33 protein-coding genes are annotated in these 26032 nt (G+C 69.2%); 28 read left to right on the top strand and 5 right to left on the bottom strand.

All coding sequences use genetic code 11. The features are described 5' to 3' along the window. The first annotated feature begins 65 nt into the window (after positions 1-65). From DEIPH_RS17825 to DEIPH_RS17840, 4 genes are all read left to right on the top strand, one after another. The gene (locus tag DEIPH_RS17825) at positions 66-731 is read left to right on the top strand and encodes a response regulator transcription factor (RefSeq protein ID WP_034360865.1); all 666 of its coding nucleotides are present in this window, start codon (positions 66-68) and stop codon (positions 729-731) included. After that, positions 732-1844: a sensor histidine kinase gene (locus DEIPH_RS17830; RefSeq protein ID WP_034360867.1), complete on the top strand. Its 1113-nt coding sequence runs from the start codon at positions 732-734 to the stop codon at positions 1842-1844. Positions 1845-1950: 106 nt separating this feature from the next. Then, positions 1951-3039, top strand: a complete 1089-nt coding sequence (locus DEIPH_RS20025; RefSeq protein ID WP_034360869.1) for a protein kinase domain-containing protein — start codon at positions 1951-1953, stop codon at positions 3037-3039. A 29-nt stretch (positions 3040-3068) separates the two neighbouring features. Then, positions 3069-4607 carry a tetratricopeptide repeat protein gene (locus DEIPH_RS17840; protein ID WP_034360871.1) on the top strand — a complete coding sequence of 513 codons (1539 nt, stop codon included), beginning with the start codon at positions 3069-3071 and terminating at the stop codon, positions 4605-4607. Positions 4608-4634: 27 nt separating this feature from the next. Here the strand turns inward: DEIPH_RS17840 and DEIPH_RS17845 are convergent, their stop codons facing one another. The 5 genes from DEIPH_RS17845 to DEIPH_RS20035 form a co-directional block, all read right to left on the bottom strand. Then, positions 4635-4853, bottom strand: a complete 219-nt coding sequence (locus DEIPH_RS17845) for a hypothetical protein (RefSeq protein ID WP_034360873.1) — start codon at positions 4851-4853, stop codon at positions 4635-4637. Further along, positions 4850-5473 carry a nucleotidyltransferase family protein gene (locus DEIPH_RS17850; RefSeq protein ID WP_152545026.1) on the bottom strand — a complete coding sequence of 208 codons (624 nt, stop codon included), beginning with the start codon at positions 5471-5473 and terminating at the stop codon, positions 4850-4852. The genes DEIPH_RS17845 and DEIPH_RS17850 overlap by 4 nt, the downstream gene beginning before the upstream one ends. A 230-nt stretch (positions 5474-5703) precedes the next feature. Then, positions 5704-7332, bottom strand: coding sequence for a bifunctional metallophosphatase/5'-nucleotidase (locus DEIPH_RS17855; RefSeq protein ID WP_034360877.1), 1629 nt, complete (start codon positions 7330-7332; stop codon positions 5704-5706). 200 nt (positions 7333-7532) lie between these two features. Next, positions 7533-8315 (bottom strand): TlpA family protein disulfide reductase, encoded by a 783-nt coding sequence (locus tag DEIPH_RS20030; protein ID WP_034360879.1) that lies wholly within the window; start codon positions 8313-8315, stop codon positions 7533-7535. A gap of 282 nt (positions 8316-8597) precedes the next feature. Further along, on the bottom strand, positions 8598-8834 hold the full coding sequence (locus tag DEIPH_RS20035; RefSeq protein WP_152545027.1) for a hypothetical protein: 237 nt from the start codon (positions 8832-8834) through the stop codon (positions 8598-8600). Positions 8835-8892: 58 nt separating this feature from the next. On the opposite strand from DEIPH_RS20035, the gene DEIPH_RS19475 reads away from it, so the two are divergent. From DEIPH_RS19475 to DEIPH_RS17980, 24 genes are all read left to right on the top strand, one after another. Next, a complete protein-coding gene (locus tag DEIPH_RS19475; RefSeq protein WP_081791007.1) occupies positions 8893-9258 on the top strand; it encodes an ArsR/SmtB family transcription factor in 366 nt (121 codons plus the stop codon). After that, complete coding sequence (locus DEIPH_RS17870; protein WP_051517515.1) at positions 9255-10469, top strand: MFS transporter; 1215 nt, start codon at positions 9255-9257, stop codon at positions 10467-10469. The genes DEIPH_RS19475 and DEIPH_RS17870 overlap by 4 nt, the downstream gene beginning before the upstream one ends. Positions 10470-10914: 445 nt before the next feature. Then, positions 10915-11907, top strand: coding sequence for a hypothetical protein (locus DEIPH_RS17875; protein WP_034360883.1), 993 nt, complete (start codon positions 10915-10917; stop codon positions 11905-11907). 3 nt (positions 11908-11910) lie between these two features. After that, complete coding sequence (locus DEIPH_RS17880; RefSeq protein WP_034360885.1) at positions 11911-13110, top strand: FTR1 family iron permease; 1200 nt, start codon at positions 11911-11913, stop codon at positions 13108-13110. A gap of 19 nt (positions 13111-13129) precedes the next feature. Then, entirely contained in the window at positions 13130-15208 is a 2079-nt protein-coding gene (locus tag DEIPH_RS17885) for a hydantoinase/oxoprolinase family protein (protein ID WP_051517516.1), read from the top strand. 58 nt (positions 15209-15266) lie between these two features. Beyond that, a complete protein-coding gene (locus tag DEIPH_RS17890) occupies positions 15267-15704 on the top strand; it encodes a hypothetical protein (protein ID WP_034360887.1) in 438 nt (145 codons plus the stop codon). A gap of 32 nt (positions 15705-15736) precedes the next feature. Then, positions 15737-16324 (top strand): TetR/AcrR family transcriptional regulator, encoded by a 588-nt coding sequence (locus DEIPH_RS17895; RefSeq protein WP_051517517.1) that lies wholly within the window; start codon positions 15737-15739, stop codon positions 16322-16324. An 82-nt stretch (positions 16325-16406) separates the two neighbouring features. Continuing rightward, positions 16407-16592 carry a hypothetical protein gene (locus DEIPH_RS20365; protein ID WP_034360889.1) on the top strand — a complete coding sequence of 62 codons (186 nt, stop codon included), beginning with the start codon at positions 16407-16409 and terminating at the stop codon, positions 16590-16592. 469 nt (positions 16593-17061) lie between these two features. Beyond that, positions 17062-17688: a hypothetical protein gene (locus DEIPH_RS17905; protein WP_034360891.1), complete on the top strand. Its 627-nt coding sequence runs from the start codon at positions 17062-17064 to the stop codon at positions 17686-17688. Between the two features lie 114 nt (positions 17689-17802). Continuing rightward, positions 17803-18516: a single-stranded DNA-binding protein gene (gene ssb, locus DEIPH_RS17910; protein ID WP_081790998.1), complete on the top strand. Its 714-nt coding sequence runs from the start codon at positions 17803-17805 to the stop codon at positions 18514-18516. Between the two features lie 47 nt (positions 18517-18563). Next, positions 18564-18761, top strand: coding sequence for a hypothetical protein (locus DEIPH_RS17915; protein ID WP_034360893.1), 198 nt, complete (start codon positions 18564-18566; stop codon positions 18759-18761). A gap of 14 nt (positions 18762-18775) precedes the next feature. Next, positions 18776-18988 (top strand): AbrB/MazE/SpoVT family DNA-binding domain-containing protein, encoded by a 213-nt coding sequence (locus DEIPH_RS17920; RefSeq protein WP_034360895.1) that lies wholly within the window; start codon positions 18776-18778, stop codon positions 18986-18988. Next, positions 18985-19308: a type II toxin-antitoxin system VapC family toxin gene (locus DEIPH_RS17925; protein ID WP_034360897.1), complete on the top strand. Its 324-nt coding sequence runs from the start codon at positions 18985-18987 to the stop codon at positions 19306-19308. Before DEIPH_RS17920 ends, DEIPH_RS17925 begins: the two co-directional genes overlap by 4 nt. A gap of 190 nt (positions 19309-19498) precedes the next feature. Beyond that, a complete protein-coding gene (locus tag DEIPH_RS17930; protein ID WP_034360899.1) occupies positions 19499-19768 on the top strand; it encodes a hypothetical protein in 270 nt (89 codons plus the stop codon). Between the two features lie 64 nt (positions 19769-19832). After that, positions 19833-20288: a hypothetical protein gene (locus tag DEIPH_RS17935; RefSeq protein ID WP_034360901.1), complete on the top strand. Its 456-nt coding sequence runs from the start codon at positions 19833-19835 to the stop codon at positions 20286-20288. Between the two features lie 493 nt (positions 20289-20781). Further along, positions 20782-21705: a ParB/RepB/Spo0J family partition protein gene (locus DEIPH_RS17940; RefSeq protein ID WP_034360903.1), complete on the top strand. Its 924-nt coding sequence runs from the start codon at positions 20782-20784 to the stop codon at positions 21703-21705. Positions 21706-21938: 233 nt separating this feature from the next. Beyond that, the gene (locus DEIPH_RS17945) at positions 21939-22643 is read left to right on the top strand and encodes a hypothetical protein (RefSeq protein ID WP_034360905.1); all 705 of its coding nucleotides are present in this window, start codon (positions 21939-21941) and stop codon (positions 22641-22643) included. Further along, complete coding sequence (locus DEIPH_RS17950; RefSeq protein WP_034360907.1) at positions 22640-23062, top strand: hypothetical protein; 423 nt, start codon at positions 22640-22642, stop codon at positions 23060-23062. The genes DEIPH_RS17945 and DEIPH_RS17950 overlap by 4 nt, the downstream gene beginning before the upstream one ends. A gap of 41 nt (positions 23063-23103) precedes the next feature. Continuing rightward, positions 23104-23295, top strand: a complete 192-nt coding sequence (locus DEIPH_RS20285; RefSeq protein ID WP_161636097.1) for a hypothetical protein — start codon at positions 23104-23106, stop codon at positions 23293-23295. A gap of 224 nt (positions 23296-23519) precedes the next feature. Further along, positions 23520-23732, top strand: coding sequence for a hypothetical protein (locus DEIPH_RS17960; RefSeq protein ID WP_034360911.1), 213 nt, complete (start codon positions 23520-23522; stop codon positions 23730-23732). A 353-nt stretch (positions 23733-24085) separates the two neighbouring features. Further along, on the top strand, positions 24086-24352 hold the full coding sequence (locus tag DEIPH_RS17965) for a hypothetical protein (RefSeq protein WP_034360913.1): 267 nt from the start codon (positions 24086-24088) through the stop codon (positions 24350-24352). Between the two features lie 38 nt (positions 24353-24390). Then, entirely contained in the window at positions 24391-24999 is a 609-nt protein-coding gene (locus DEIPH_RS17970; RefSeq protein ID WP_034360915.1) for a hypothetical protein, read from the top strand. 167 nt (positions 25000-25166) lie between these two features. Next, complete coding sequence (locus tag DEIPH_RS17975) at positions 25167-25712, top strand: transposase family protein (RefSeq protein WP_034360917.1); 546 nt, start codon at positions 25167-25169, stop codon at positions 25710-25712. A 15-nt stretch (positions 25713-25727) separates the two neighbouring features. Next, positions 25728-25967 (top strand): hypothetical protein, encoded by a 240-nt coding sequence (locus DEIPH_RS17980; RefSeq protein ID WP_034360919.1) that lies wholly within the window; start codon positions 25728-25730, stop codon positions 25965-25967. Positions 25968-26032: the final 65 nt, after the last annotated feature.

The following is a 26032-nucleotide window of genomic DNA, read 5'->3' on the forward strand; positions in this document are numbered from 1 at the left end:
GCCGTTCTCCCAAGTCGCCACAGACGCCCTGCCGCTGGATCAGGCCGAGGGACACAGGAGCCCGTATGGCCGTTGTCCTGATCGTGGATGACGACCCGGCCATCCTGGAGATCCTCAGCGCGTACCTTGCGGCGGAGGGACACTCGGTGGTGATCGAGGACGACGGCCTGGCGGCCTTGCCGCTGCTGGCCCGGGCGGACGTGGCGATTATCGACTGGATGCTGCCGGGGATGAGCGGGGTGGAACTGGCCGCGCATGCCCGGCGTGAACACCCGCAGTTGCCGGTGCTGCTCCTCACCGCCCGGGGCGAGGTGGAGGACCGTCTGGCGGGCCTGAACGCTGGCGCGGACGATTACATGGTCAAGCCGTTCAGCCCGCGGGAGGTGGTGGCCCGCGTCCGCGCGCTGCTGCGCCGGGTGGGTGTGCGGGAACGCATCGAGACGGGGTCACTCGTGCTGGACCTGGCGGGCCGGTTCGCCAAACTGCAGGGTCAGCCGCTGGCCCTCTCCCGCACCGAGTTCGACCTGCTGGCGACGCTGGCGCAGCACCCGGGTCTGGTCTGGTCGCGGGAGCGGCTGGTGGAGCGCGTGTGGGGACCGGACTACCCTGGGGTCACGCGGGTCGTAGACATGCACATCACCGCGCTGCGCCGCAAGCTCGGCGACGATGCGGACGCACCGACGTTCATCGAGACGGTGCGGGGTCTGGGGTACCGTTTCCGGGAGGACTGAATGCGACTGTTCCCCCGCCTGCTGCTCAACCACCTCGCCGTCGTGGCGGTCACGGCCAGCGTGTTGCTGATCGCCACGGAGCTCACCGCGCAGCCCTTCATCCGGCATCACGTGGCGCAGATGATGGACCTGCTCGGATCACAAGGCAACCACATGCGCCTGGACCTTACGAGTGGCATGCGGACCACCCTCACCCGCGCCCTGCTCGCGGCGCTGCCGCTGGGGCTGCTCGTCGCCGCGCTGACCGCCTGGGTGGCGGCGCGGCGGGTCACGGCCTCCGTCCGCCACCTGCAGGCCGGCAGCCAGGCCATCGCCAGCGGCCAGTACGACCGCCGCCTCCCGGAAGTCGGGGAAGATGAACTGACGGAACTGGCGCGCAGTTTCAACACCATGGCCGGCACCCTTGCCCGGATTGAGCAGACGCGCGCGGAATTGATCGGGAACGTCGCCCACGAACTGCGCACGCCGGTTAGCGCCGTGCGCGGGTACGCGGAGGCGGCGCAGGACGGTATCCTCCCCGCCGACCAGGCCCTCGCGGCGATTGCGCGGGAGGTGGCGGGCATGGAACGTTTGACGCATGACCTCAGCCTGGTGAGTCGCGTCGAGGGCGGGCGCGTCGAGCTGCACCTGACCAGTATCCCGCTGCGGGACCTGCTCACGCAGGCGCAGGACCGCTTCCAGCTGGCCTTCGAGGACCGCGGCGTGACGCTGCAGGTGGACTTCCCCCCAGCCGCTTGGGCCGTGTGGGCGGATCCCCAGCGCGCGCAGCAGGTGCTCGCGAACCTGCTGGGCAACGCCCTGAAGCACACGCCTGCGGGCGGCAGGGTGTGGGTCTCGGCGGACGTCCACGGGGCGGAGGCCACGGTCTCGGTCGTGGACACCGGCAGCGGCATCTCCCCGGAGCATCTGGACCGCGTGTTTGAACGGTTTTACCGGGTAGACGCGGCCCGCACCCGGGGGGAAGGCAGCGGCGTGGGTCTCACCATCGCCCGCGGCCTCGCGCGGGCGATGCACGGCGACCTGACCGCGACCTCCACGCCCGGGCAGGGCAGCACCTTCCGCTGGACTGTTCCGCTGAGTCCCGTGGCGGCCCGGCCGCCGCAGCGGTCGTGATCACCACGCTGCCCGGTTTCCGCACGGTTGCTGCTCAACGTGGCTTCCCCGCAGGCGGCCTTTGAGCGACAATGTCTCTCAGTTGCATGCCTGGAGGCTCCCCGTCATGACGTCACCCCCACCCACGATCAGCACGCATCCCGCTCTGTTTTTGCACGGTTTGACCCTGGAGGGGGGCTGGCGTGTGACCGGACGGGCGACCACCGTCAAAGGGCAGCCGGCCGGCGGACATCAATCTGTGGGGTACTTCGTCGAGCGCGCAGACGGGCACCCGGGGTTTCTGAAGGCCATCGACCTGTCGGGCATTATTCAGGCCAGGAACGTTATGCGGGCGCTCCAGGAGGTCACCGAGCAGTTCAACTTCGAGGTGAGCCTGCTCGAACACTGCAGCGACATGCGCCTGAGCCGGGTCGTCCACGCGATTGATCACGGTGAGCACCGCATCCCGGGCGCCCTCATCCCGGTGCCGTACATCGTGTTCGACCGGGCCGACGGGGACGTCCGCGACCATCTGGAGGCGACGACCGTCGACGACGGCTGGCTGCTGAGGTGCATCCACCATGTGGTGGTGGGCCTGCACCAGCTCCACACCGCCAGGTTCGCGCACAACGACGTCAAGCCGGCCAACGTGCTGGTGTTCGAGGCGCTGGGGTCGAAGATCGGGGACCTGGGGACCGCGGTGGACGCCTCCGGGACTTCCCCGCATGGCGGCAAAGCGTTCGCGGGCAGTTGGGACTGCGCGCCTCCGGAAGTGCCGTGCCTCGCCGAGCAGGCGGACGCCTGGCAGCATGGTCGGCGCTGCGACCTGTACATGCTGGGCGGCCTGATCACGTTTCTCTTCACGCACCAGCACTTCAACACCTTCCTGAAGCGGGAGTTGCCGGAGGAGCTGCTGCCGCTCTTCTGGGGCGGGGACTTCACCGGGCCGTTCGAGGAGGCCCTGCCGTACCTGCTGGCGGCCTTCGACCGTGCCGCCCGTGAGGTGGAGGTGGCGCTCCGGCCACGCCTGCACCCCAGTGTCGCTGGCGAGGTGACGCGCAGCATCCGGGAACTCTGCCACCCGGACCCCGCGCGCCGGGGGCATCCCCGCAACCTGTCCGGCCTCAACCCGCTCGGGCTGGAGCGGTACATCAGCCTGTACGACCGCCTGGTGATGAAAGCCGGTCTCGCGCGGAAACGGGGGAGCAGGCCGTGAGCTTGCCCGCGAGGCCCAGGAACCGCCGGGTGCTTCCCCGTTGGCGGGACACGCGCGCCGCCGTCGAAACCGGGGAAATGCGGAGTTTGCAGCGTGCCAGCGCGGACGAGAAAGCCCGCGCGCAGCAGGCGGGCGTGCAGCGGCTGGTGACCCTGCAACGGGAGTTCGGGGCGAAGCCCAGCGTGGGCCGGGCGGCGGAACTGACGGGTGCGGCGGCCTTGATGAACCGGCCCGACGTGGCGGAAGACGCCGCCGTCTACCTGCTGCTGAATGCCGAGCAGACGACGCCCGCCGCCCTGGCGTCGGCCCGGACACTGCTGGCCCTCCCAGCGCCAGGTGAGGCCGCCCTTCAGGCACCGCAGGGTACCGGCCTGCTGACCGTCCAGGCGGAGGTCCGCCGGCTGCGGCCCCTCCTGCGCGAGTTTCCACACAACCCCCTGATGCACCTGGACCTGGCGCGCGCCTACGCGGCCCTGGGGCAGGCGCAGCGGGCCGAGCGGCATCTTCAGGTGGCGCTCGCGTTGGCGCCGCAGCACCGCTTTGCCCTGCGCACCGCCGTGCGGTTTCACGTGCACACGCACGACCCCCGCGCGGCCGTGACGCTCCTGCGCCGCTCGGACCGCACGCCGCACGATCCCTGGCTGATCGCCGCGGAAATCAGCGCGTCCATGGTGGCGGGGGTCGCGCCCCGGTTTGTTCGCCGGGCCCGTGACCTGGTGGAGAACTGGGACCTTGACCCCCTCCACATCAGTGAGCTGGCCGCGGCGCTGGGGACGCTGGAACTCAAGGATGGGGGGAAAAGCAAGCGCGTGCGGAAGATGTTCCGGCAGGCCCTCGAGCAGCCCACCGAGAACGCGGTCGCGCAGGTGCAGTGGGTGGCGCCGCAGGTGCAGGTGCCCCTGGACGAGCAACAGTTGAAGAGTGTTCCCCGGAACTTCGAGATGCGCGCCTGGGAGCGGTACAGCCTGTCCCGTTTTGAGGCCGCGCGGGACGCCTTCGAGTGCTGGCTGCAGGACGAGCCGTACGCTGCCACGCCGGTGATCATGGCGGCGTACCTGGCCGGTGCCCTGGATCCCACCCCGACCCGGGCGATTGAACTGACCCGGCTCGGTCTCACGGCGCATCCGGCCGACGAGGTCATGCTGAACAACATGGCCTACTACCTGGCCATTGGCGATCAACTGGACGACGCGGAGACCTACCTGCGACGCGCCCAGGCGGCCACGGCACCGGGGAACGTCTGGAACGGGGCGAACCTGGTGGCCACGCAGGGCCTGCTGCTGTTCCGGCGGGGCCAGCCGGACGCGGGCGTCCACCTCTACGAGGCGGCGGCGGCCCTGGCCAAGCGCAGCGCGCTCCCGCAGCGCGCCGTGATTGCCCAGCTCAATCTTGCCCGCGAGCTGATCCGCTGCGGCGATGAGCGGGCACCGGCGGTGCTTCTCCGGGCGCTGGAGGAAGCGCGGGCCCTCACCTCGCCGGACGTGGACCTCGCCGTGGCGCATCTGCGGGCCCAGATGCAGCGCCTCGGGGTCCCCCCGGAGGTTCTGCCCCCCACGCTCTTCAGGTGAAGGCGGCAGGGGGAGTGCCCCCGGCGTTCAGGAAGCTTTCTGCCGCAGTTGCTCCACCGCGAACTCGAATTCCTCCTCGGTCACCTGGCGCACCAGCCCGGTGTCGTCACGGCGAATCATGCTGTAGTAGCGGGAGTTGGACTCGAAGCGGCCCAGGTGCACGTTGAAGGCCAGAATGGCGGTCTGGCCCCCTTCCTGCCGGACCACCTTCACAGGGACTGCGCCGACCATGTAGTACTTCGTCATTCCTCCACCTGCCCTTCCGTCACCAGGCTGTGCCAGACCCGGGAGAACATCAGTGTACTCGCATCGTCAAGTGTTTCCAGGACAACCGTCTGGACTTTGGACAGTTGCGGCAGAGTTTCCAGCGTTCGCCGCACCTCGTACAGTCGGTGCTCGTAGTGGTCCAGTTCGTCGAAGGCGGCCAGAGCCAGCTTCACCTCTGCGTAGTGGCCGTCCAGGTCCACGATGAACTGCATGTCCCTGTACCCACTGGCGCGCGGCTGGAGGAAGCGGTCACGGAAGCCCGCGATCACAAATGGGTCGCCGACCAGCGGTGCGGAAGCGTACAGGTCGGCCAGGGAGGTGAACACGATCTTCCCCGCCAGGATGTCCAGGGGCGGAAACCCGAACAGGTTGGTTTTTTCCTCCAGCCGCGCCCAGGACTTGATGCCGCCGGGTCGGGGGAACGCCGGGCACTTCACGGCGGCGCCCAGCGCCATCAAGTGCTCGGCGAACCTGCCCTGAAGTTGCAGCGCCTCGGCATAGGCCGTTTGGGCATCCGCCGCGCGCTGCCTCAGTTGCGAAGGGTCTTCAGGGTACCTGCGCCTCAAGGCGCGGCTCAGCTCGGCGTAAGGTTCTGGCAAGGGGGGAGTGGGGTCGGTCTGCGGCATGAACGTTCTGCCCGGCAGTGTAGAGCCGGGACGCGGCTGGCTCAAATGTGACGCTGGCGGGCAGCGGGAGGATGAAGGCGAAGGGACGCCTGCCGGAGCAGCTCTCCTGGGGGACGTGCCGACCTCGGGGGAGTCTGCCGCCCCACCCCAAAACGGCGAGGGGGCAGCCCAGTGTCAGCCGCCCACCAGTCCAGGGGTGCGGGTCAGGTTCCACCGACGGCGCGGATGCGCTGCCCGACCGTGGGGGTGACCGTGCCGAGCTGCTGGATGTACTCGAGGACCACCTGGGCATCCAGCTCACGGGTGGTGCCTTGGCCATCGGCGAACATGGTGTACTCGTCCCCACCGCTGTTGGTGAAGTCGCTCAGCGCGAGGGTATAGGTCGCCGCGTCCTTCAGGATCGACGTTCCGCCCTCCAGGGTGACGCTCACAACGCGTGAGCCCACCGGCCGACTCACGTCATACGTGAACGAGAAGCCCGAGATCTGCAGGAACCGTCCGCTGGCCGCGGGCAGCGCCGAGACGCTGTTCTCCAGCGCCGCGTACAGCTGTGACCCGGTGACGGTGCGGGTCACGACGGTGTTGCCAAAGGGCAGGACGCTGTACACGTCCCCCGCCACGATGTCATAGGGGGGGCCGGGCTGGTAGCCGGGCGCGGGGCGGCGCAGGCTCTTGTCCTGCGGCGCGTAGCTGGAGGGCAGCGAACTGCGAATGCTCCCGCCGTTCTGGATGGCCAGCTGCGTGCCGTACCGTGCCCGGAAGGCGTCGGCAATCAGGTCCCCCAGCGCGACTTCCCCCAGGCGCTCAATGTTGTTGCCACGCGGGAACAGGTCGGTGGCCACCCCGATCTTGCGGTCGAGCTGCTGCGCGAGCTGCGTGCGGTAGGACGCCAGCGCCTGCACGACCGCCGGATCGGGCGTGACCGCGTCGGCGCGCGGCACGACAAAGGTGTTGGTGCGGCCAGTCACGCGCCCTTTGGCGGGATCGTACATAACGTTCACCTTCGCGTACGTCGCGCCTTTGCTGAGGTTCTCGACGACCAGCGCGTCCCCGATCACGCCGCTGAACTGCTCGTTGGTGTGGTCCCCGAAAATCACGTCGAAGCCCTGGACGCTCTGGGCGAAATCGATCAGCGGACCCGAAGCGGCCTGCGTGGTGGGATCCTGGCGGGTGACGCCCAGGTGCGTGATCGCCACGAAGACCTGCGCACCTTGCGCTTTGGCCGCGGCGCGGGCCTGGGTGGCGGCGGCGACCGGATCGGTGATCTGCAGCGTGCCGAGGGCGCCGGGCGCGACCAGCGTCGGGGCTTCCGGGTTCACCAGGCCGATGACCGCCACCTTCACCCCGCCGACGGTGAAGATCTTGTACGGCAGGACGTTTTTCAGGTTCGCGGCGAGGTTTTGCAGGTTCGCCGCGACGTACGTGAATTTCGCCCGGTCGATGAGCGCCTGGAGGGCTGCCGTGCCTCGGTCGAAGTTGTGGTTGCCGAAGGTGTCCGCATCGAACCCCATCGCGTTCATCGCCGCGATGGCGGGCACCTCCCCGAAGAAGCTCGACAGGGGCGGGGACGCCCCAAACGCGTCCCCGGCGGTGACGGTGAGGGTGTGGGGATTGGCTGCGCGGTCCTGCTTGAAGTACGCACTGAGGACGGCCGCGCCGCCCACCTGGACGGCACTGGACCCGCTGCCCACGGTGAGGGGGTCCAGCTGCGCGTGCCAGTCCGAGACGTCGAGCAGTTGGAGGGTGGTGGGTGGTCCCGGCGGAATGAGGCTGGCGCACCCGGAGAGCGCGAGGGTCAGGGCGGCAAGGGGCAGGGTCTTCCGTCGTGACATGGGTCTCCTCCTGTTCCTGATAAGGGAGGTGCAGGTTGGGCGAGAAGGGCGCGCCACCACCCTGGGCCGGCAGCAGGAAGATCTTCGCCGAGCGGGTACGGTCAGTGTAGGGCGCACGGTGCGGGTCCGGATGAAACGCGGGAACAGCAGGCGTGGGTCGCCGGGCGGGTGCGTGCATGGGGGTCTGGATGCCCCACCCGTCATGGCGTTGCCTTGGCCTGCTGGATCAGCGTTTGCAGCTGGGCGCTGCTGAGCGGGCCGAGGTGCCGGGCGACGATGCGGCCCCGGGCATTCACCGCGAAGGTGGTGGGGAAGCCGCTGACGCGCAGCGCCCCGGTGACCGCCTCACCGCCCAGCCAGGTGGCGTTCGTGGCCGGGTAGGCGCGGAGGAACGCGCCCACGGTGCTGGCTGGCTCGCCAACGTTCAGCAGCACCACGGGTTCACCCGCCTGAACCGCGCGCATCAGGAGCGGCATCTCTGCTCGGCAGGGCGGGCACCAGGTGGCCCAGAGGTTCACCACGCCGGGACGCGGCAGCGGGACGGGTGGGGAGACGGTCCTGCCCGCGAGGCGCGGGAAGAGTGCCGCCGGGAACGTCTGCACCGTGGGGGTGGGTTTGAGCAGCAGGGGCAGCAGTCCCGCCAGAACCGTGACGAGCAGCGGGAAGGCCAGGTGGGTGGGGAACTGGCGGCGGGGCCACCACAGCGCGAACAGGCCCGCGGCGAGGCCCGGCCCCCACGCCCAGCCTCCCCGCCGGACGTCCAGCAGTTCGAGCAACTGTGCGCCCAGGGATTGGCTCAGGTTGCCGAAGAGGCCGGGAAGGGTCGCCCAGAGGCGGGCGGTGAACAGGGCCACGACCGCGGCCACGCCCGCCCCCCGGAAGCGCGCCAGGGTGGACCAGGCCAGCAGGCCGAGCACCAGCGTGAGCTGCGACCAGCCGAGCACCAGCGGTCCGACCGTCAGGGCGTCCGGCCCGATGGTCACGCGAGTTCCGGCAGGCGGCGGTGAGAGACAGGGCCGCCCGCGACCACAGGGATAGTCCTCCAGCTTCCATGGGTGGGTCCGGGGGAACGGCAGGTGTCGGTCCAGGCGTGATCAGCAGTCCTCATGCTGCGGCATCCCCATAGCGAGTCGGCCAATGATGGTCCCCCGTGGAGCGGGGGCACCGGCGTACGCTTCGTCCAGCCGCGAGATGTCCCATGGAGAGGAGTGTCCGGCAGGTGTGTAAAGATCGTGTCACGGAGCCGGCCATGAGATCCCGGCCGCTCACTCTCCTGCAGGCAGCAGCGCAAATGTCACGTCACTGCTGCCATCGGGATGACGGTCCTGGCCCAGAACGAGAATCGGATGAATGGTTCCCTGAAAGGTGACGCTGGGCTCGGAGACACCCCCGAAGTCCGCGAGGCGCAACCCGACGGATGAGCCGACGGGGAGGCGCGGATCGTCACTGCGGATGATGGGGCCTGCGATCTGCTGGGCAGGAAGGTGAGCGGTACACGACACCTTTCTATCCTAATCCGAAGTTCCACATATTCGGAGAGGCAAATGTTAAGGTATGGCCATGCAGCAGCATCCTGTTCCGGCACACGCCGATCCAGAAGACCTCACTCGCGTCACTGGCCTCTTCAAAGCCCTATCCGAACCCATCCGTGTGCAACTGGTGCTGCTGCTCAAAGACGGCGAGCGCAATGTCGGTCAGTTGGTCGAGGCGCTGCACCTCCCCCAGAGCACTGTCTCCCGGCACTTGGCCCTGCTGCGCAGCGCTGATCTGGTCAGGACCCGCCGCGAGACGACCAGCGTCTACTACCGTCTGGCCGACGGGCATGTGGGCCGCCTGGTCCAGGAAGCCTTCAGCCACGCCCAGCATGAACGCCTGGACCTGCCGGACCACCCGGCCCCCGATGCGGCGCCTGGGGGCGTCCATTGAACGCTTTCGCGCCGTTCGCCCCCCTGCGGAACGCTCGCTTCGCGCGGCTATACCTCGCGCAGACCGTCAGCCAGATTGGCGACGCACTCACCTGGGTGGGCCTGGCCCTGCTCGCCTACCAGCTCACCGGCGGGAAGGATGCCGCCCCCGTGCTGGGCTTCGCGCTGACCCTGCGGGTGGCGGCCTTCGTGCTCTTCAGCCCGCTCGCCGGGGTCGTTGCGGACCGGGTGAACCGCAAGTGGCTCTTGGTGGGCTGTGACTTCGGCCGGATGCTCGTGATCGGGTTCATGCCGTTCATCCACGCGACCTGGCAGGTGTACGTGCTGATGTTCCTGCTCAACGCCCTCACAGCCTTTTTCACGCCGACCAATCAGGCCACCGTGCCGCTCGTCGTGGGGCGCGAGGACAGCGGCCAGGCCTTCGCGCTCTCCAGCGCCACCACGGAACTCATCGGCATCGTCGGCCCCGGACTTGCCGGTCTGGTGGCCGCCTGGGCCGGTGGACGGGACCTGTTCTTCATCGACGCGGCCAGCTTCCTGCTCTCCGGCCTGCTGATCCTGACGCTGCCCGCCCTGCGCGCTGGGCGGGGTGAAGTCAAGGGCGAGACCTGGGCCGACGTGCGGGATGGCACCGCCCGGCTCTGGCGCGATCCCCCCATCCGCTTCGCCCTGCTGATGGAACTCGTCGCGGCGGTCGCGGGGGCACTCATCCTCGTCGAGACCGTGACCCGCGTGCGCAGCGGGTTGAACCTTGGGGAAGCGTCCTACGGCTGGGTGATGGCCGCCTACGGTCTGGGCGCCACCCTGGCCTCGCTGGTGGTGGGCATGGTCGGGAGGCGCTGGCCCCGCACCCGCTTCATCCTGCTTGGCGCGCTGCTGACCTCCCTGGCGATCCTGCCGGGTGACTTCGTTCCTCTGGCTCCCCTGATGGCCTTCTGGTTACTCGCGGGTGTGGGGCAGAACTGGGTGAATCTGCCCACCGAGACCCTGCTCGCCGAACGCACCGAGGAGGCCGCGCAGGGCCGGGTGTACGGCGCACATTTTGCCTGGAGCCACCTCTGGTGGGCCTTCGCCTACCCACTGGCCGGGTTCCTGGGCGCGCAGTTCACCTCGCACGCCTTCCTGATCGGCGGCCTGATCGCGCTCGCCATGCTGGCCGCCGTGCAGTTTACCCACCTTACCCACACCACCCCACAAAGGAGTCCGCAATGACTGATGCCCTGGCCGCCCCTTCGCTATCGGGATCACCCTGAATGTCGCCTTCGTCGTGCTGGGACTCACCGCCAGGTTGCTGCCGTGTTCGCTGGCTCTCATCGGGGATGCCGGGCACATCGCTCCTGGCGTAGAGACCAGCAGGGGGCATGACAGTAAGACGGGAGCACTGCGGGCCGAAGTGGAAGGCGTAACCATCACCAGCCATGGCGAACCTAGGAGAAGATCAAGCACCGAGACGTACCCGTCCCCTGACACCGAATCGTGCACAAGGCGGGGGCAATGAGCGAGGCTTTCCCAGCGTTGCCCCGAATAGTTCCACTGGCCGACCGGCTCGGTTCTCTTGGTTCCGTACGTGGCAGACTGCTTCGCCCTGCATCTCTAATGTCTATAATTCCGACTGGAATGGTTGACTTTGGCCAGGGGAGTCCATAGAGTTCTCCGCGTGAGCCTCCCCACCTCCCTCGCCCTCCTCACCCTGACCCTCACCGGCGCTGCTCTGGCGGCCCCGAAAGAGCCCATCAAGTTCGCCGTGACCCTGGAGCAGATGCGCGGTCACTACGACGCCAGCCTGCTGAACTACCGCAACGGTGACCTGGCAATGGCGGCCAAGCACGCCAAGCACCCTGCCAACGAGCTGTATGCGGCGGTCCGGGGCGACCTGACCCCCGCCCTACAGCAGAAGTTCCTGGCGGATTACGCCCGCATCAACCAGACCCTGGCCGCGAAGAAGCCCTACGCGGAATACCAGAAGGTCATGAATACCTTCTATGCCGACGTGGACACGGCGCTCGCCACCCTCGGGGCTGCGCGCAATGACCCGAAGTTCGCGGCGCAGGTGATCGCGCAGATTCTCGAGAACGCCGAACACGAGTACGAGGAAGGCGTGCAGGGCGGCAAGGTGACCAACCTCGCCGAGTACCAGGACGCGATCTCCTACGTGGCCCGCGCCAGGACCTGGTTCGACCGGAGCGCCCGCAATTTCCCGCAGCGTCAGCGTGACGAGACTGCCGGAGCGTTGCGTGATGCTGCTGCGGTCATCGCGCGCAAGGGCGACGTGAAGACCCTGGAGAAGGCCGTGGACCAAGCGAAGGAGGAACTCGGGGAGATCAGCGGGGTAAAGCAAGCTCCTAAGAGCAGCAATGCAGCGTACTTCGCCAACATCAATCGCCTGCTGGCAGCGGCCAAGGCACACTACGCAGGTGGGATGACGGACGATGCCGAGGAAGCCCTGATCGGCGCATACCTCGAGAACTTCGAGTATCTGGAAAGCCCCCTGGCGAAGCAGGACAAGGCACTGGAAACCAAGCTCGAAAAGACCCTGCGCGAGGACCTGCGTGCCCTCTTGAAGAGCAAGCCCAGCGCCCAGAAGTTCAATGCCGCCGTCGATGCCGCCTTGGCTGAACTGAAAAAGGCCCGCGCCCTGCTGGGGGAGTAAGCCATGAACCGGTTCCTGATCCTGCTCCTGGCCCTGCTGGGCGTGGCCTGTGCCGCGCCCGGGCAGGTGGACGTGACGGCGGAACTCCGCACCGCGCACGATCTGGTGGCCCAGAGTCTGCGCGAGTACGCGGGCGGCAACCGGGAGGCGGCGTTCCGCAGCGCCCGCGCCGCCTACCTCGACCACTTCGAGTACGCCGAGCCGCCCCTGCGCGTCCTGAACCCGGACCTGATCCTGGAGATGGAGTACCGCTTCGCGGACCTGCGCAACGGCATGAAGAGCGGGGCGAGCCTCGGCGAGCTGCGGGAGATTGCGGGCGACATCGAGGGCAGCCTGCGCAAGGCCGAGAGCATCGTGAACGGTACCGGCGTCCTGGCACCCACCCTAGCCGCGACCGGGGGCTTCACCATCCTCTTCCGCGAGGGGCTGGAGGCGGCCCTGCTGATGGCCGCGATCCTGGCGTACCTGGCCAGCACCCGCAACGACCGCCTGCGGGGCGGCGTGTGGTGGGGAGCCGGTGCGGCCCTCGCCGCCACCGCCGTCACGTGGTTTGCCGCCACCTACCTGCTTTCCATCGCGCCCATCTCGCGCGAGCTGATTAGCGCGATCACCAGCGTCATCGCGGTCGTGATCCTGTTCTACCTCTCGTTCTGGATGCTGCAACAGGGAGACCGCAAGCGCAGCGCGGAGTTCATGCGGGCGCGCGTCTCGCAGGCCGTGCAGAGCGGCAGCCTGGGTGCCGTCGCGTTGGTGACCTTCACGACCATCTACCGCGAGGGGTTCGAGACGGTGCTGTTCTACCAGGCGCTCGCGGTTGCGAGTGGTCCAGTCCTGGGATACATGTACCTGGGCATCGCGCTGGCGGTGCTGGCGCTCGTGGCCGTGTTCGCGGTGCTCTTCCGCCTGGGGCGGCGGGTGCCCACCCAGCGCCTCTTCCCGGTCCTGGTGACGGTCACCGCGCTCTTCGCGGTCGCGTTTGTGGGCAACGGCGTGCGTGCCTTCCAGGAGGCGGGCTGGCTGCCGGTCACCAACCTGTACGGGAAGGTGCCCACCTTGGACCCGAATGTCGCGGCCCTGACCGGCCTGCATCCCACCGTGGAGACGCTGGCGGCACAGTTGCTGATGGTCCTGGTGTATGTCGTGGGCTTCATCGTGTTCCGCTCACGCGCACAGCGCCGTACGGAGCGCGGAGCACACACGTGAATCCGGCGGAGGCCCGGCCTTGACCGCTGATACCCCGGTGCCCATTCCGGTTCGCATCGGCATCGACGTGGGCGGCACCTTCACCAAGGGGGTCGCCCTTGCCCCGGCTGGACACATCCTGACCGTGTCGCACGTGCCCACCACGCACCGGGACGCGCTGGGCGTGGCCGCCGGGGTCCTCGAAGCCCTGCGCGCCCTCCTGCGCGCCCTGGCGCCGGAAGCGGTCCCGGCCCTCGTCGCGCACTCCACCACGCAGGCCACCAATGCCTTGCTGGAGGGGGACACGGCCCTGGTCGGCATCCTGGCGCTCGGGGAGGCCCGTGACGAACGGCGGGTGCAGAACGTCACCCGCCCCCCGGCAGGTCTGCGCGCCCTGCACGCCTTCGTCGCGACAGATACCCCGGAGTTCGGCGCCCGGGTGCGGGCTGTGCTGGACCGTTGGCGCGCGGAGGGGGTTGGCGCGGTTGCCGTGTCGCGAGCGTTTGGAGTGGACGACGCCAGCCCCGAACAGCGCGCCGGGGAACTCGCGCGTGAGGCGGGTTTCCCGGTGAGCCTGGGGAGTGACCTTTCCGGGGCATATGGGCTGGAGATGCGCACCCTGTCGGCCGCAGTGAACGCGAGCATCCTGCCCACCATGGTCCGCACCGCCGGGCATGTGCGCGACGCCGTGCGTGACCTCCTGCCGGACGTGCCGCTCCTGATCGTCCGCGGAGACGGCGGCGCGGCCGACCTGCGCGCCTTCGAGGAAACGCCGCTGCACACCGTGGTGAGCGGTCCCGCCGCGAGCCTGGGCGGGGCGATCCTCGCGCACGGCGTGATGGACGGCGTGTTCTTCGAGGTGGGCGGGACCAGCACGAACATCGGCGTGATCAAGGACGGCCAGCCCGCGCTGAAGTACATGACCGTGATGGACGTGCCCACCGGTCTGCGCGCGGCAGATATCCGCATCGCGGGGGTGGCGGGCGGCAGCCTCGTGCGCCTGCGCGGGCGGCGCATCGAGGACGTCGGCCCGAGAAGCGCCCACATCGCGGGCCTCGCGTACGCGAGCTTCACGCCGCCCGGCGACCTCACCGGTGCCCAGCTCGAACTGATCGCCCCGAGCACTGGCGACCCAGCGGATTACGCTGTGTTGCGGACACCGGCTGGCCGACGCTTCGCGATCACCCCGACCTGTGCCGCGAACGCCCTGGGTGCAATCCCCGAGGGCGGGTACGCGCACGCGCACCCGGAGAGCGCCCGGCTCGCGCTGGGCCTGCTCGGAAAGCATCTGGGGGCCAACATGGAAGCGGCCGCGCAGGCCGTGCTGGAGGCCAGCGCGGAGAAGCTCACGCGGACGGTGCAGGGCCTGGTGCGCGAGTACGGGCTGCGCGGCACGCCGCTGTACGGCGGGGGCGGCGCGGCCAGCGTGCTCGGCCCGGTCGTCGCCCGGCGGTTGAAGGTGCGGTTCGTTCCGCTCCCGCACAGTGACGTGATCTCTTCCATCGGGGCGGCACTCGCCGTCATCCGGGTGGAACGGGAGCGCAGCGTCACCCGGCAGGACCCCACCGTGGCGGACCTGCTGGAGCGTGAGGTGGGCGACGAGGCCGTGCGGCTGGGCGCTGATCCCGCCTCGTTGCGGGTCGAAACCGAGTACAGCGCCCGCGAGGGCCGCCTGCGGGCCGTCGCGACCGGTGCCCACCCGCTGAGTGCCCGTACCCGCCCGCTCGACGCGGACGAGTTGCAGCAGCAGGCGCGGCAGGTGCTGGGGGATCAGGCACACCGGGCGTTCGGCGGGAGGCATCACACGCTGTTCGTCGCCCCACGCGTCCGGCGCGGCCTGCTGCGCCGGGTGGAGCAGCAGGCGGCCCTGGTCCTGGACGGGCGAGGGGTGCGGCTGCTGCGCTTCGAGGACGCGCAGGTTCTGGTAGGCCGCCCGCATGAGGCGCTGGGACAACTGGAGACACTGCTCACCGGACGGGCAGTTGCGCCCCACGTCGCAGCACTGACCTCCTCCCGCCTGCGGGATTACGCCCACCTGCACGACACGGCCCTGCTGCTGCGTCAGCTCACCGAGAACCTGCGCCTGGAGGGCCAGGTCGCGCTCATCGTCGAGGGGTGAGCCCTGCGGCCACGGGGGCTGCTCTGACCACCCGCGCTGCGGGCAAGGAGAATGAACCATGCTGTACCGCCGTCAACGTAACTTGTCCCCGCTGCTCGTGACCGTCGCAGCCCTGGTCGGCCTCGCGCTCGGCTTCCTCGCCGGCCGCACGACCGCGCCCACCCCGACCCTGGCGGGCCTGGTCGCGCCCGGGGTGGAGCACGCCCGCAAGGCCTCCGGCGCGCTGGAGATCGTCCCACTGGAGTACGCCCGCGCGCAACCGGGCAACGCCAGCAGCCGTGACGCAGCCCGCAGCGCCGCCCGACAGGCGCAGGCGGAACTGGACGCGGCGACACTGCTGAGGCAACTGAACCCGGGCGGGTACCGCGAAGCGCAGGCGGCCCTGGCCGCCCTGACCAATGCGATCGACACGAACCGTGACCCTCAGGTCGTGCAGGCGAACGTGACCCGCGCGCAGGCGGCGCTGCGAGAGCTTCAGGCGATCGGCACGCCCTGACCGCGAACCGCCCTCCGGATGCAGGACATCCCATGACTTCCCCCGCCCGGGAGCGCCTGCTGCAGGCGGCCCACACCCTGCTCTCCACCCGCGGCCTCCACCACGTCTCCGTCGACGACATCGTGCGTGAGGGCGGGAGCACCAAGGCCACCCTCTACAAGTACTACCGCGGCAAGGACGACCTGATCCTCGCCGTCCTGCGGCTGGAGGCGCAGGACTTCCTCCAATGGCTTCAGGACACGGTCGCGCACCTGGAACCTCGTCCCGAGCGGCAACTGCTGGTCGTGTTCGACGCGCTCACCGGGTGGTTCGCGCGCCCCACCTTCCGGGGCTGCCTGCTGACCCGCCTCGTCATCGAACTGGCTGATCCTCACCACCCGGCCGTCCAGGTGCTTCAGGACCACCGGCGGCGCGTGCGCGAGTACCTGACCGTTCTGGCGCGGCAAGCCGGACAGCCCGACCCCGACCGGCTTGCGGCGGAGTTGCACCTGGTGTTGGAGGGTGCCACCCTGCTGGCCGGTGTGGGGCAGGATCGGGACGCCTTGCGGCGGGCGAAGTTGATCACTGGGCAACTGCTGGTGCCTCACCCGCGCTCGGAGAGCACGGAGGGGGGGACGTGATGCCTCCCCCCACAGCCAGCGGTTCCCACCGGGAGAACGGGGAAGCGCGGCCCACCCGCCTGTCGCCCCCCGGACGGACATCATGGTGATCGGCGCGGGGCAGCCAGGACTCTCCGCCGCCTACCCCCTCAAGAAGGGCAACGCCAGCAGCCACGATGCGGCCCTCACCGACACGATCGAGGCAAAGCGCGACGCGGAGGTCGTGCAGGCGAACGTGGCACGTGCGCAGGCGGCCTTGCGAGACCTTCGTGCCATTGGCGCGCCTTGACTTCGGAAACCAACAGTTGGCAGCGCTGTGTAGATCCTGGGTGCACACGTCCTTGCTCGGTTGGGCACCCAAACCCGGCAGGCCAGCGTTACCCTTTTTCGTTCTTCCTTGCTGGCGGCATTCTCGCAGCGACTGGCCCGCAGTGACTGGGGAACTTAGCCTGCCAGAGGGCCTGCGGACCCGCAAGAGTCTCGCGGCCCTGCTGGCTCCAAAGCGCCGTGTGGCAGGACACGGAGCGCTCAATCCCGCCGCGACGCCACACTCGCACAAGGGAAGGCGGGGCGAGGGCCACGCCGTTCGGGGAAGAAATCGAAGCCCCGAGGAGGCGCTGCCAAAAGGCCGGAAGCCAAAGCCGCATGACTTGACCCGGGAAGTGGTCAGGAAGGGAAGGGAGAGTGGTGGCCCCTTCCCTCTTTCCGTGCCGCCGCAGGGAAGAGGTGTCGCGCACTGACATGCGCGCTGGCGGGTCATGTCGCAGAAAAGGTACGAGGTGCATTTCCAAGGCGGACGCTCGGTCACGGTCAACGACAAGCTGGCGCTCGCGGGTGTGGTCTTCAGGGAGATGCCGCAGCGCGTGACGGTCTGGGACCGGGAGACCGGAGAGGTGTTGGAGGAATTGGACGGCCGACTGCGCCCGGTCTGGAGCGCCGGGGCACCGCCGCGGGTGGAGGTGGCAGAGAGCCTGCTGGGGGGGCTGCTGCTGACGACCGGGACGGCGCACGTGAACCTGACCTGGGCAGAGGCCGTGACGCTCCTGATGGTGGTCGTGGCGCGAGCGGACCAGGGTTGGCAGGGCCTGGCGAACGGGGAGCTGAAGGTGCGCGCCTCCGCAGAGGTCGTGTCGCTGTCCCTGTACGGGGTGCAGGAGACCGTGTTCCTCGACGCGCCGTCCGGGCGGGCGCTGGCGCGGCAGTTGTGCCACCTGGTGGAAGGCAACGCGGAGGCGGCGCGGTTGCTGCTGGCGGCGCAGGCCCCACAGGGCTCGTGGACGCACAAGCTGGCCAGTCCGTTCTCGCGCCCCCAGCCGCAGAACAGCACGCTGGGTGCCGGACACTCCTGCCGCCCGGAGCGCAGGCGGCGCGGAAGAGGCTGGTAGGCGCCGTGTCAGCGGGACGCGCCAGGCGTCGGACGCTGGCGCGTCCAGGGATGAGGTGTCGGGAGTTGTTCGGCCATTCGAGATCACGCAAAGGCGCAAAGGGAGGAACGCATCATGGCTTTAGGACTGAACCGGGTGACATTGATCGGGCGGCTGGCAGAGGACGCGGCGCTGCGGTACACGCCGTCCGGCGTGGCGGTGCTGGAGGGCACCTTGCACGGGCAGGAGGAACTGTTCGTCGGGGAGAGCGTGCGGATGGTGGAGTGGTACCACCGTTTCGAGCAGATCGGGAAGGCTGCCGAATACTCGGCCGAGCGCCCGTGCGCGAAAGGCACGCCGATGGTGCTGGACGGCTCGCTCGAGTACAGCGAGTGGGAGACCCCGGCGGGCGGGAAGCGCAGCGCGCTCAAGGTCAAGGCCTTGCAGCTCGCGGTGCTGGACGTTCCCGCAGACGCGGTCCTCGGCCTGAACCAGGTGCTGGTCTCCGGTCACCTGGCGCGTGACGTGGTGCTGCGGCACACGGCTGCCAAAGAGCCGGTGCTAGAGCTGCGCCTCGGCCTAACGAACCGCTTCCGGGACCGCCAGGGGCAGCCGCAGGAGAAGACCCACTGGCTGGACGTGGTGCTGTGGCGCCAGTTGGCCCTGGCACAGCAGGGCGCGCGCAAGGGGACGGGCGTGGTGGTGGAGGGGCGGCTCTTCAACGAGGCGTGGACCGACCGCGAGGGGAACAAGCGGCTGTCCACCAAGGTGGAGGCGCGGCGGGTGGTGACGCTGGCGAGAGGTACGCCAAACGTGAACACGCCCGAAGATACGGCGAACGTCGCCTGACCTACTGAACAGGAAGGGCTGCGGGTTTCTCCAGCGTGGAGGAACCCATGTCCTTTTCTGCCTTCCTGGCCGCCGTGACTTGGGCGCTGGACACCACCGATACGTGGTCGCCCCACCGCCTGATCGGCTGGGAGGATGAGCCGGAAGTGGCCTGGCCAACCCTCTTCGAGCGCGTCCCCTGGGGGCCGGGCACCGCCAGCGCGCTCGAGCGGCTCACCTGGCGGGATGAGCCAGCGCTACCATGACACCTGGAGGCCACATGACGAAGATCACTGCCACCGTGGACGAGCAGGGCCAACTCACCCTGCCCGCAGAGGTCGCGTGTCAGTTGCGGGCCGGGCAGACCGTCGTGATCGAACTCGACGTGCAGGCCGCACCCCCCAACCCCTTCCTGCAGTTCATCGGTAACCTGCCACCCCTGGAAGAAGACAGCCGCACGTGCTACCGCCGGGAGCGGGGGCACGAAGATTGACCACCTGCATCGATACCCATGTCCTCAGCGCCCGGCTCCGCAACGAGCCGGGCGCCCAACGTCTGGCCCTGGCCCTCTGGACCGCCCGGCAGCAAGGTCCGCTGGTGATCCACGTGTCTGTGTACGCGGAACTGCTCGCCGCGCCGGGGCAGACGCGTGAGGGTGCCGATCACTTCCTGAACACGACCGACATCCGCGTGGACTGGCAGACGGACCCAGAGATGTGGATGCAGGCGAGCGCGGCCTACGGGGCCTACAGTGCCCGCCGTCAGCGCAGCGGGGGAGGGGGTTGCCCCGGCGACTGCTGGTGGACTTCCTGATTGGCGCACACGCGGCCCGGCTCGGGGCCGCGCTGCTGACCCTCGATCCGCAGCCCTACCGGCTGGGTTTTCCGGAACTGTCGTTGCCGGAGCTTTGACGCGTCCGGGGAAGTCCACCTCGCTTCCCCCTCTTTTTCGGCACCCGCAGGTTTCGCGCCCCCCGGCGCTGCCGAGCCAGCGGAGGTGCAGGATGGTCGCGAAAGTGTTTCATGCCAAAGGCCCGCATGCCCGGTGGCCGGAGGACTTCGTGCTGGTGGCGGAGGTGGAGCGGTGTGACGACCCGGACCTGGCGTTCCGGGTGGTGCAGCACTTCGGGGCCTCGCACTGGGCCCGGCAGCCCGGCGTCCACTGCCTGGTCCCCGAGGACTCCGCCCGCAGCACCAGGGCGGGGGACGTGGTGGTCCTGAACGGCCAGCCGCTACTGTGTCTGCCCTTTACAGGCTGGCAGCCGCTGGAGTGAAGTGCCGTGCGCGCGGTACTCAGGGGTCACGGTGTCGCGCGCCTGACGCGCGCGGCTGGGGGGCATGCATGAGGATGAACGCGCGGAGGTGACGGCGGCTTTCCAGGGATCGGACTTCCGGCTGACGCACTGCAACCTCAGGTTCCACCAGGAACGTTTCCACGCGGTGGGCCGGGCGGACACGCCAGTGGCGGGGGTAAGCGTGCGTTTCAACACGCTGGCCGAGGCGCGCGACCTGCTGTGGGAATGTCCACTGCACGCGGCGATGCCGGACGTGCTGTCGTTCGCCCTGAGCCGCCGCGTGTTCGACGGGGCGGTGCTGGGCGGGTACGCCGGCGTGCGCGCCCACTTCCGGCGGACGTGGGTGGGCATCCGGCGCCTGGATCTGCTGTCCCTGTACCGCGAGGCGGGGGTGAGATGCGAGCAGCGTGCGCAGTGGCTCGAAGGCGCCCGGGCGTACGTCACGGCGTTCTGGCAGACGGCCGGGCTGGGACCTGGGGTGGAGAACGCTGCCGACTGAATTCGGCGTGAGCAGGGGGAGGCACGTAAGCAGAGGGCGCATCTCCCCCTTTTTTTGTGGGGGTCGCGGCGGACGGAGCCGCCGCAGGGCCGGGTGCGAAAGGAGGTGAACACATGTGGGACTTCTCGGCGCTCTGGTCGTGGTTGTTCCAGACCAGGCGGCGGTTTGACCCCTCAGGTCTGGGCAGCGAGTCACAGTGATGTGACCTGACCCTTCCGGGGTCCTGCGGTGCCGTGCGCGCCGCAGGACCCCCTTTTCCGTGGAGGTGTCCATGCCTTCGCTCCTTCGTTTCGTTCTGCTCGGCATCCCTGAGCGGCTGGCCGTAGCACGCCGGACCTGCGAACGTGCCACAGGTGATCAGGCGGTTGGTCGGCGGCTTCGCGGACATCTGGATTTGGACTCTGCTGCACGACTGGGCGCAGGGCGGGCAGCGGCGCGGGGAGAGTGTCGCGCCAGGACCGCACCGGCGCGGCCCATCGCAATGGAGGTCGGCATGAATGCAACACCACTGTTCCAGGGTTCAAGCGAGCGGCAGTACCAGGTGGTGCCGCTGGCGGAGATCGAGCCGCCCGAGCTGCGGGGCGCGCGCAACCCCATCGGCCCGAGCGTGGGGGAGTTCGGCATCCTCACGCCGCTGGAACTGTACCCGGCACCCCAGGGCACTCCCTACCGGTACCGCGTCTCCGCCGGGAGCCGCCGCTTCCACACCGCCCGGGACGTGGGACTGACCGAGGTGCCCGCGTTCGTGAGCAGCAGCGACGGGTCGGCCGCGGATATCACCGGCATCGAGAACCTGGGCCGCTCGAACAACCCGGTTGCCGAAGCGCTGGCCCTGCGCAAGAAGCTGAATCAGGGCTACAACCTCAAGGGGGTCGCGGACCTGTGGGGTGCGTCGCTCGGCACCCTGAAAAAGCGCGCGAAGCTGCTCGAGCTGCCCGAGTGGGTGCTGCACCTGGTCGGCGAGCGGGTGGCCGTCGGCGTGGTCGAGCAGATCGCCGCGCTGAACGAGCCGTACCGCACGCAGGCGGTCGAGGCCTTGCAGGCCAAGGTAGCGGGGGGCCCGGGCGCGAAGTTCACGGCCGACGACCTCAAGGGCGCGCGGGTCGCCCACGCCGAGGACCTGGGCGACGTGCTGAGCGCCGCCCTGCTGGACACCCCGGCGCCGCTGATCGAGGTGGACGCGGCGACTGACCTGGCGAGCCGGGTGATGGCGATGGCCCGCAACGAGGGCGTGGACCTCGGCGCGCTGGCCCAGGCACTGCTGGACCTGGCCAGCGACGGGACCGCCGAGGAGGAATCGGCCGCTTCACCCGCCGTAGAGGCTGAGCCGGAGCCCGCCCCGCTGGGGGTGCCAGCCCCGCCCGCCGTGAACCGGCCCCCGAGCCGGGTTCGCGCGACCCGCTCCGGGGTCACCTGAGCGCCAGCAAGGCCAGGGGCGGCATGGGCCTGGGGGTGAAACCCTCCTGCCCGCGCAGACCCCTTCTCAGGCCTGCCAGAAGCCGCCGTGTCCCGCCACCCCCCGAGGTCCCCATGACCCTGTTCCTCCGCCACGTAGCGCCCACGCCTGGGGTCCCCGTCGGGCATGGCCTTCCGCCCTGAGCGGAGGTCGCGCTGCTCGCGCGCGCAGGCGGAGGGGGACGGAGGTGCAGCATGCACGGACTGGCACAGGGTGGACGGCGGCTTTGCGGCGACGGACGGATGCTCGGCGGGTGGTACCTGGAATGCGCAGTCAGCGCGAGCGGCGCCCACCCGCTCGACCACTTCCTGGTGGACTTCCCCACCCTGGTGCCCCCCCACCTCACCGTGAACGCGCTGGGCGTCACGCTCTGGACCGACCCCAAGGGGGTCACGCACGTCGTGGACCTGATCGGCGAGGGGCACTACCCCTTCGTGCCGGACTTCTGGGAGGAAGCGCGGCGCATGGGCTTCTCACGCAAGATCTCCCCCACCCTGCCGGTGGGCAAGCTCAGCGCCCAGAGCCGCTTCCTGTTCATCCACAACAAGGCCCTGATCGCCAACCCCGAGGCCCTGATGCCCCACCTGGACGGGACGCACGTCTGCCCGACGGGCAAGCGCCACCCCGGCCACACGAACTGCACTGGACTGCACTGGTGGGTCACGCCGAGCGCCACGCCGGGCACCCTCACACGGTACCTCGGCGAGGGGGAGTACGAGCTACGGGGTCGCCTGGGGGCCGGAGCGCCCGCCGTGCGCTACGCCCGGGCGATCTTCGCGTCGGTGCCGATCACTGGGATCAGCCGCATCGTGGGTCAGGGCGGGGTACAGGGGGCCAACCAGGCGCAGTTCGCGGCCGCGCAGCAGAGCGGCCTGCCCGTCTACGCGGTGCCGGTGTGAGCCCCCCGGACCTCGCGGCCCTCCGGCAGCAGGCGGAGGCGCTGCTGGGGGACGGGGACCGGCGAGGCAGCGCCGAGGACCTGTACCGCCTGGTGCGGGACCTCAGCGCCTTTCTCGAAGGGGCCACGCTGGAGGAACTGGCAGGTGCCGCGTTCCCGGAGGAGGCCCAGCCGCTCGCCTGCCTAGCGGCCCTGGCCAACTTACGGCCGTGGCTGCCCAGGCGGACGCGTGCCGACCAGTACACGCCCGACGAGCTGGGCCGGTTGCGCGAGGCCGCCCGTAAGCGGGTGGTGAACGTGCTCCTGCCGCTGGAGCGTGCCACCGGTGAGGCGCCCGCATCTAAGGAGGTTGTATGGATTTCGACCAGGCACTTGCGCTCGCCGACCGCCTCTTCGTCACGGCCTGCCGGGGGAATCTGAGTGGTGGGGAGTACCTTAGGGCCCGGCACCTGCTGTACCTGGTGAAGTGCCACCGCCAGCACTTCTGGTTGCACGGCCTGAATGGCCGGGACATCGACGACTCGGCTATCCAGCACCCCTCCCCCGAGCGGACCACCCGCGCCCGCCTGCGCGAGCTGGCGCAACTGGCCTGTGACGCGCGCCAGGTCGCCCGCCCCTACCGTGCGTTCGAGGCCCTGCACGACAACGGGTAAGTGTTCCTGACTCCAGGTGTCGCGCGCTTCCATGTGCTCAGGAAGCGCGGAGGTGCCGGATATGGACGCACCGTTGGCTTTGCGGGTCAGCACTGGGGACAGGCGGCGAGGCAACCTCTTCCCCCCTACCCTCGGAGAAGGCCGGGCCCGGGTCCCCTGTCCGGGCGAGAAGATCGAGCACCCCTCAGCCTTCCACAGGGAGGAACACAGGAGGAAGAACCCTAATGTCTGACCTTTCCAAGGACCAGACCGAACCCGTGAAGGGCGAGGAGCACCTGAGCGAGCACGAACGCCTGGCCCGCCGCCTGAACCTCCCAGATTCCTGGGTGGAGGCCGCCCTGGAGACGCGCCATGTCGGCCCTAAGCTGGTCGAGGAGTGGGAAGCCGAGGAGCGCGCCCGCGAGGAGCGTGCCCTTGGCGAAAGGCAGCCCAACTGATGAGCGGCCTGGGTCTGCCGATCCTGCTCGGCCTCCTGTTGCTGACCCTCAGCGCGGCCGTGTGACGCCGTGCTGGGTCTTCCCCAGCCGCTGGGCAACAGCCTCGTGCTGGTGATCGCGTTGACCGTTGTGAGCATGATCGGTTGCATCGCTCGGTTGAGGCAGGCCAGAACGTTCGTCCTGTTGCGCAGGAAGTCGGGGTCGTGAGCACGCTCCGTCGCGTCAGCCGGCTGCCGCACTGGGGCGGCCAGGACCGGCCCGCCTGACGTCGTCCTGGTGCCCTTCCCCCAGCCGCCCTGCCAGGTTTCCTTTGCAGGAGGCGTCGCGCCCCGGATGGGACGCGGCGGGCGGCCATGCAGATCGAACAGGGACGGACCCAGGCTACGATCACGCCCTGCCGAGGCGGCCTGCTGGTCGTGATCGAGCGCACGCCCCACCCGGGCAGCGGCGGCTTCGTGCGGCAGGTGGCACGGCGGCCCTGGCTGACTGCTCCCGTCCACGAGGAGGTGGTGCGGCGGGTGGTCCAGGCCAGCGAGGTCGAGTCCCTTCTCTTGCAGGAAGGTCTGCGGCTGAGCCGCGCCGAGCGGGAGGCCCTGGCACGCCTGGGTGGCCGGGATTGACCCTTCATCACTGCCACCAGCGCGGCCGGGAGGTAGCCATGTTGCCAGCAGATCGCCGTGAACTTGCCCTGGCCCTCTCCACCCTGCTCGCCGCGCTGGACTGCGGCCAGGTCACCTTCAAGGGTGGGCAGGAACAGGAGGCCTATCGCCAGGCCCTGGCCGCCGCTCGGGGCCTGATCGCCCGGGATGCTGCCGCCTCCCTGCTCGCCGCGCTGGATGCACGGCCCGCCCCGGTCACCCTGTTCGCACCTGAATTCACGCAAGAAGCCCTGGCGGATGTCGTCCGTGAGTTCGCGGTCCTCGACCCGGACGGGTTCGCCTTCCAAGGCGTGCCGTTCTCCTGGGCGGGCATGGTCTGGACCGAGCCCGAGCAACTCGAGTGGTCGGGCTTGCAACCCCTGGTGCAGCTCGCCCTGCGGGAGGCGGTTCTGGCACGAAACTGGCGCTACGCCCTGGAGGAGCAGCCTGGCCGGTGCGACGCTCAGGTCACTTCGGCCACCGGACGGACATCCGCCGCCTGTGCCTCCACACCTTTCCTGGCATTCGCGGTCGCTTACCGGGACGCCCTCCGCTACCAGCGGCAGCACGCGGACACGGGCGGGATCGACTCTGGGGACCAGCCCTGCGGCCCGAGGGACCCGAACTGATGCGAGCTCCAGCATCCGGGGACAGCCACCCTGCCCACCCGACGGGAGGGTTTCAGCTTCAGGCGTCCCCTAGACGGGGCCAGGGACCGGTCCACCATGAAAGACGAGAGGTCACCAGGCAGGCTTTTATCTTGACTGAGGACAAGGAAGAGGGCTGATAGGGAGTTGTGCGACCACCCATCAGCCCACTGCCCTTTTTAACCCAAATCCCGGACTGGCGTGACCAGAAGCGCATCCACTACCCCTGGGAGACGCTCTGGACAGTCATTCTCGTGGGCCTGCTGTCGGGGCCAGAAAACATCTTGGCGCTCTCCCAGTGGCTGCAAGGGCAGCGCGAGGTGCTGTGTCAGCACCTCGCGCTGGACCGGATACCGCAACAAGCGATGATCTACCGCTTCTTCTGGGTCTTGGAGCAGCATCTCACCCAGCTCCAGACCGTCCTGCTGGCCTGGGTGAAAGCCCAGCATCCTACAGCGCACGACAAGCTTGTCCTCCTCGCCGGGGACGGCAAGGTGCTCAAGGGGAGTGGACGAGAGGGCCGCTTGGCCCTCTCGTTCCTGTCGGTATTTTTCCACGAGCTGGCCTTGACGGTGACGCAGGCGGACCAGGCAGGACGGCACGAGGCCAAAGGCATGGGGGAACTGCTGGAGACACTGACCGCCGTCTTCGGGCCGAACTGGTTGCTGACGTTGGATGCGGCCTATACCGAGTGAGGCTTCACCACACAAGTGACCGGGGCAGGCGGAGCCTACCTCGTTCCCCTCAAGAACAACGTCAAAGACTTGAAAGAATGGGCCGTCTTAGCTTTCAGCTACCCTGTGCAGAACGGCGTGGTGGATGTGGAACACCGCAGTGGGGAGGTCTGGGAGCGGCGCACCGATGTTCTCACTGACATTCCCGAAGCGATTTCCCAGGCGCTCCCCGAAGTGAAGACCCTGATTCACCGGGAACACCGAGTAACTCGCTGAAATGGCACTCAGACCCTTGAAGTGCGCTTTGCCGTCAGCAGCAGGCTGCTGACGGCCAGAGAGGC

The organism is Deinococcus phoenicis (assembly GCF_000599865.1).
In the GTDB taxonomy this organism is placed as follows: Bacteria; Deinococcota; Deinococci; order Deinococcales; family Deinococcaceae; genus Deinococcus; species Deinococcus phoenicis.

Bases quoted from the DNA above. Each gene is read 5' to 3' on its own strand.
- DEIPH_RS17825 (WP_034360865.1), top strand. From the start codon at position 66: ATGGCCGTTGTCCTGATCGTGGATGACGACCCGGCCATCCTGGAGATC.
- DEIPH_RS17830 (WP_034360867.1), top strand. From the start codon at position 732: ATGCGACTGTTCCCCCGCCTGCTGCTCAACCACCTCGCCGTCGTGGCG.
- DEIPH_RS20025 (WP_034360869.1), top strand. From the start codon at position 1,951: ATGACGTCACCCCCACCCACGATCAGCACGCATCCCGCTCTGTTTTTG.
- DEIPH_RS17845 (WP_034360873.1), bottom strand. From the start codon at position 4,853: ATGACGAAGTACTACATGGTCGGCGCAGTCCCTGTGAAGGTGGTCCGG.
- DEIPH_RS17855 (WP_034360877.1), bottom strand. From the start codon at position 7,332: ATGTCACGACGGAAGACCCTGCCCCTTGCCGCCCTGACCCTCGCGCTC.
- DEIPH_RS19475 (WP_081791007.1), top strand. From the start codon at position 8,893: ATGCAGCAGCATCCTGTTCCGGCACACGCCGATCCAGAAGACCTCACT.
- DEIPH_RS17880 (WP_034360885.1), top strand. From the start codon at position 11,911: ATGAACCGGTTCCTGATCCTGCTCCTGGCCCTGCTGGGCGTGGCCTGT.
- DEIPH_RS17890 (WP_034360887.1), top strand. From the start codon at position 15,267: ATGCTGTACCGCCGTCAACGTAACTTGTCCCCGCTGCTCGTGACCGTC.
- DEIPH_RS17895 (WP_051517517.1), top strand. From the start codon at position 15,737: ATGACTTCCCCCGCCCGGGAGCGCCTGCTGCAGGCGGCCCACACCCTG.
- DEIPH_RS20365 (WP_034360889.1), top strand. From the start codon at position 16,407: ATGGTGATCGGCGCGGGGCAGCCAGGACTCTCCGCCGCCTACCCCCTC.
- DEIPH_RS17905 (WP_034360891.1), top strand. From the start codon at position 17,062: ATGTCGCAGAAAAGGTACGAGGTGCATTTCCAAGGCGGACGCTCGGTC.
- ssb (WP_081790998.1), top strand. From the start codon at position 17,803: ATGGCTTTAGGACTGAACCGGGTGACATTGATCGGGCGGCTGGCAGAG.
- DEIPH_RS17915 (WP_034360893.1), top strand. From the start codon at position 18,564: ATGTCCTTTTCTGCCTTCCTGGCCGCCGTGACTTGGGCGCTGGACACC.
- DEIPH_RS17920 (WP_034360895.1), top strand. From the start codon at position 18,776: ATGACGAAGATCACTGCCACCGTGGACGAGCAGGGCCAACTCACCCTG.
- DEIPH_RS17930 (WP_034360899.1), top strand. From the start codon at position 19,499: ATGGTCGCGAAAGTGTTTCATGCCAAAGGCCCGCATGCCCGGTGGCCG.
- DEIPH_RS17935 (WP_034360901.1), top strand. From the start codon at position 19,833: ATGCATGAGGATGAACGCGCGGAGGTGACGGCGGCTTTCCAGGGATCG.
- DEIPH_RS17940 (WP_034360903.1), top strand. From the start codon at position 20,782: ATGAATGCAACACCACTGTTCCAGGGTTCAAGCGAGCGGCAGTACCAG.
- DEIPH_RS17945 (WP_034360905.1), top strand. From the start codon at position 21,939: ATGCACGGACTGGCACAGGGTGGACGGCGGCTTTGCGGCGACGGACGG.
- DEIPH_RS17960 (WP_034360911.1), top strand. From the start codon at position 23,520: ATGTCTGACCTTTCCAAGGACCAGACCGAACCCGTGAAGGGCGAGGAG.
- DEIPH_RS17965 (WP_034360913.1), top strand. From the start codon at position 24,086: ATGCAGATCGAACAGGGACGGACCCAGGCTACGATCACGCCCTGCCGA.
- DEIPH_RS17970 (WP_034360915.1), top strand. From the start codon at position 24,391: ATGTTGCCAGCAGATCGCCGTGAACTTGCCCTGGCCCTCTCCACCCTG.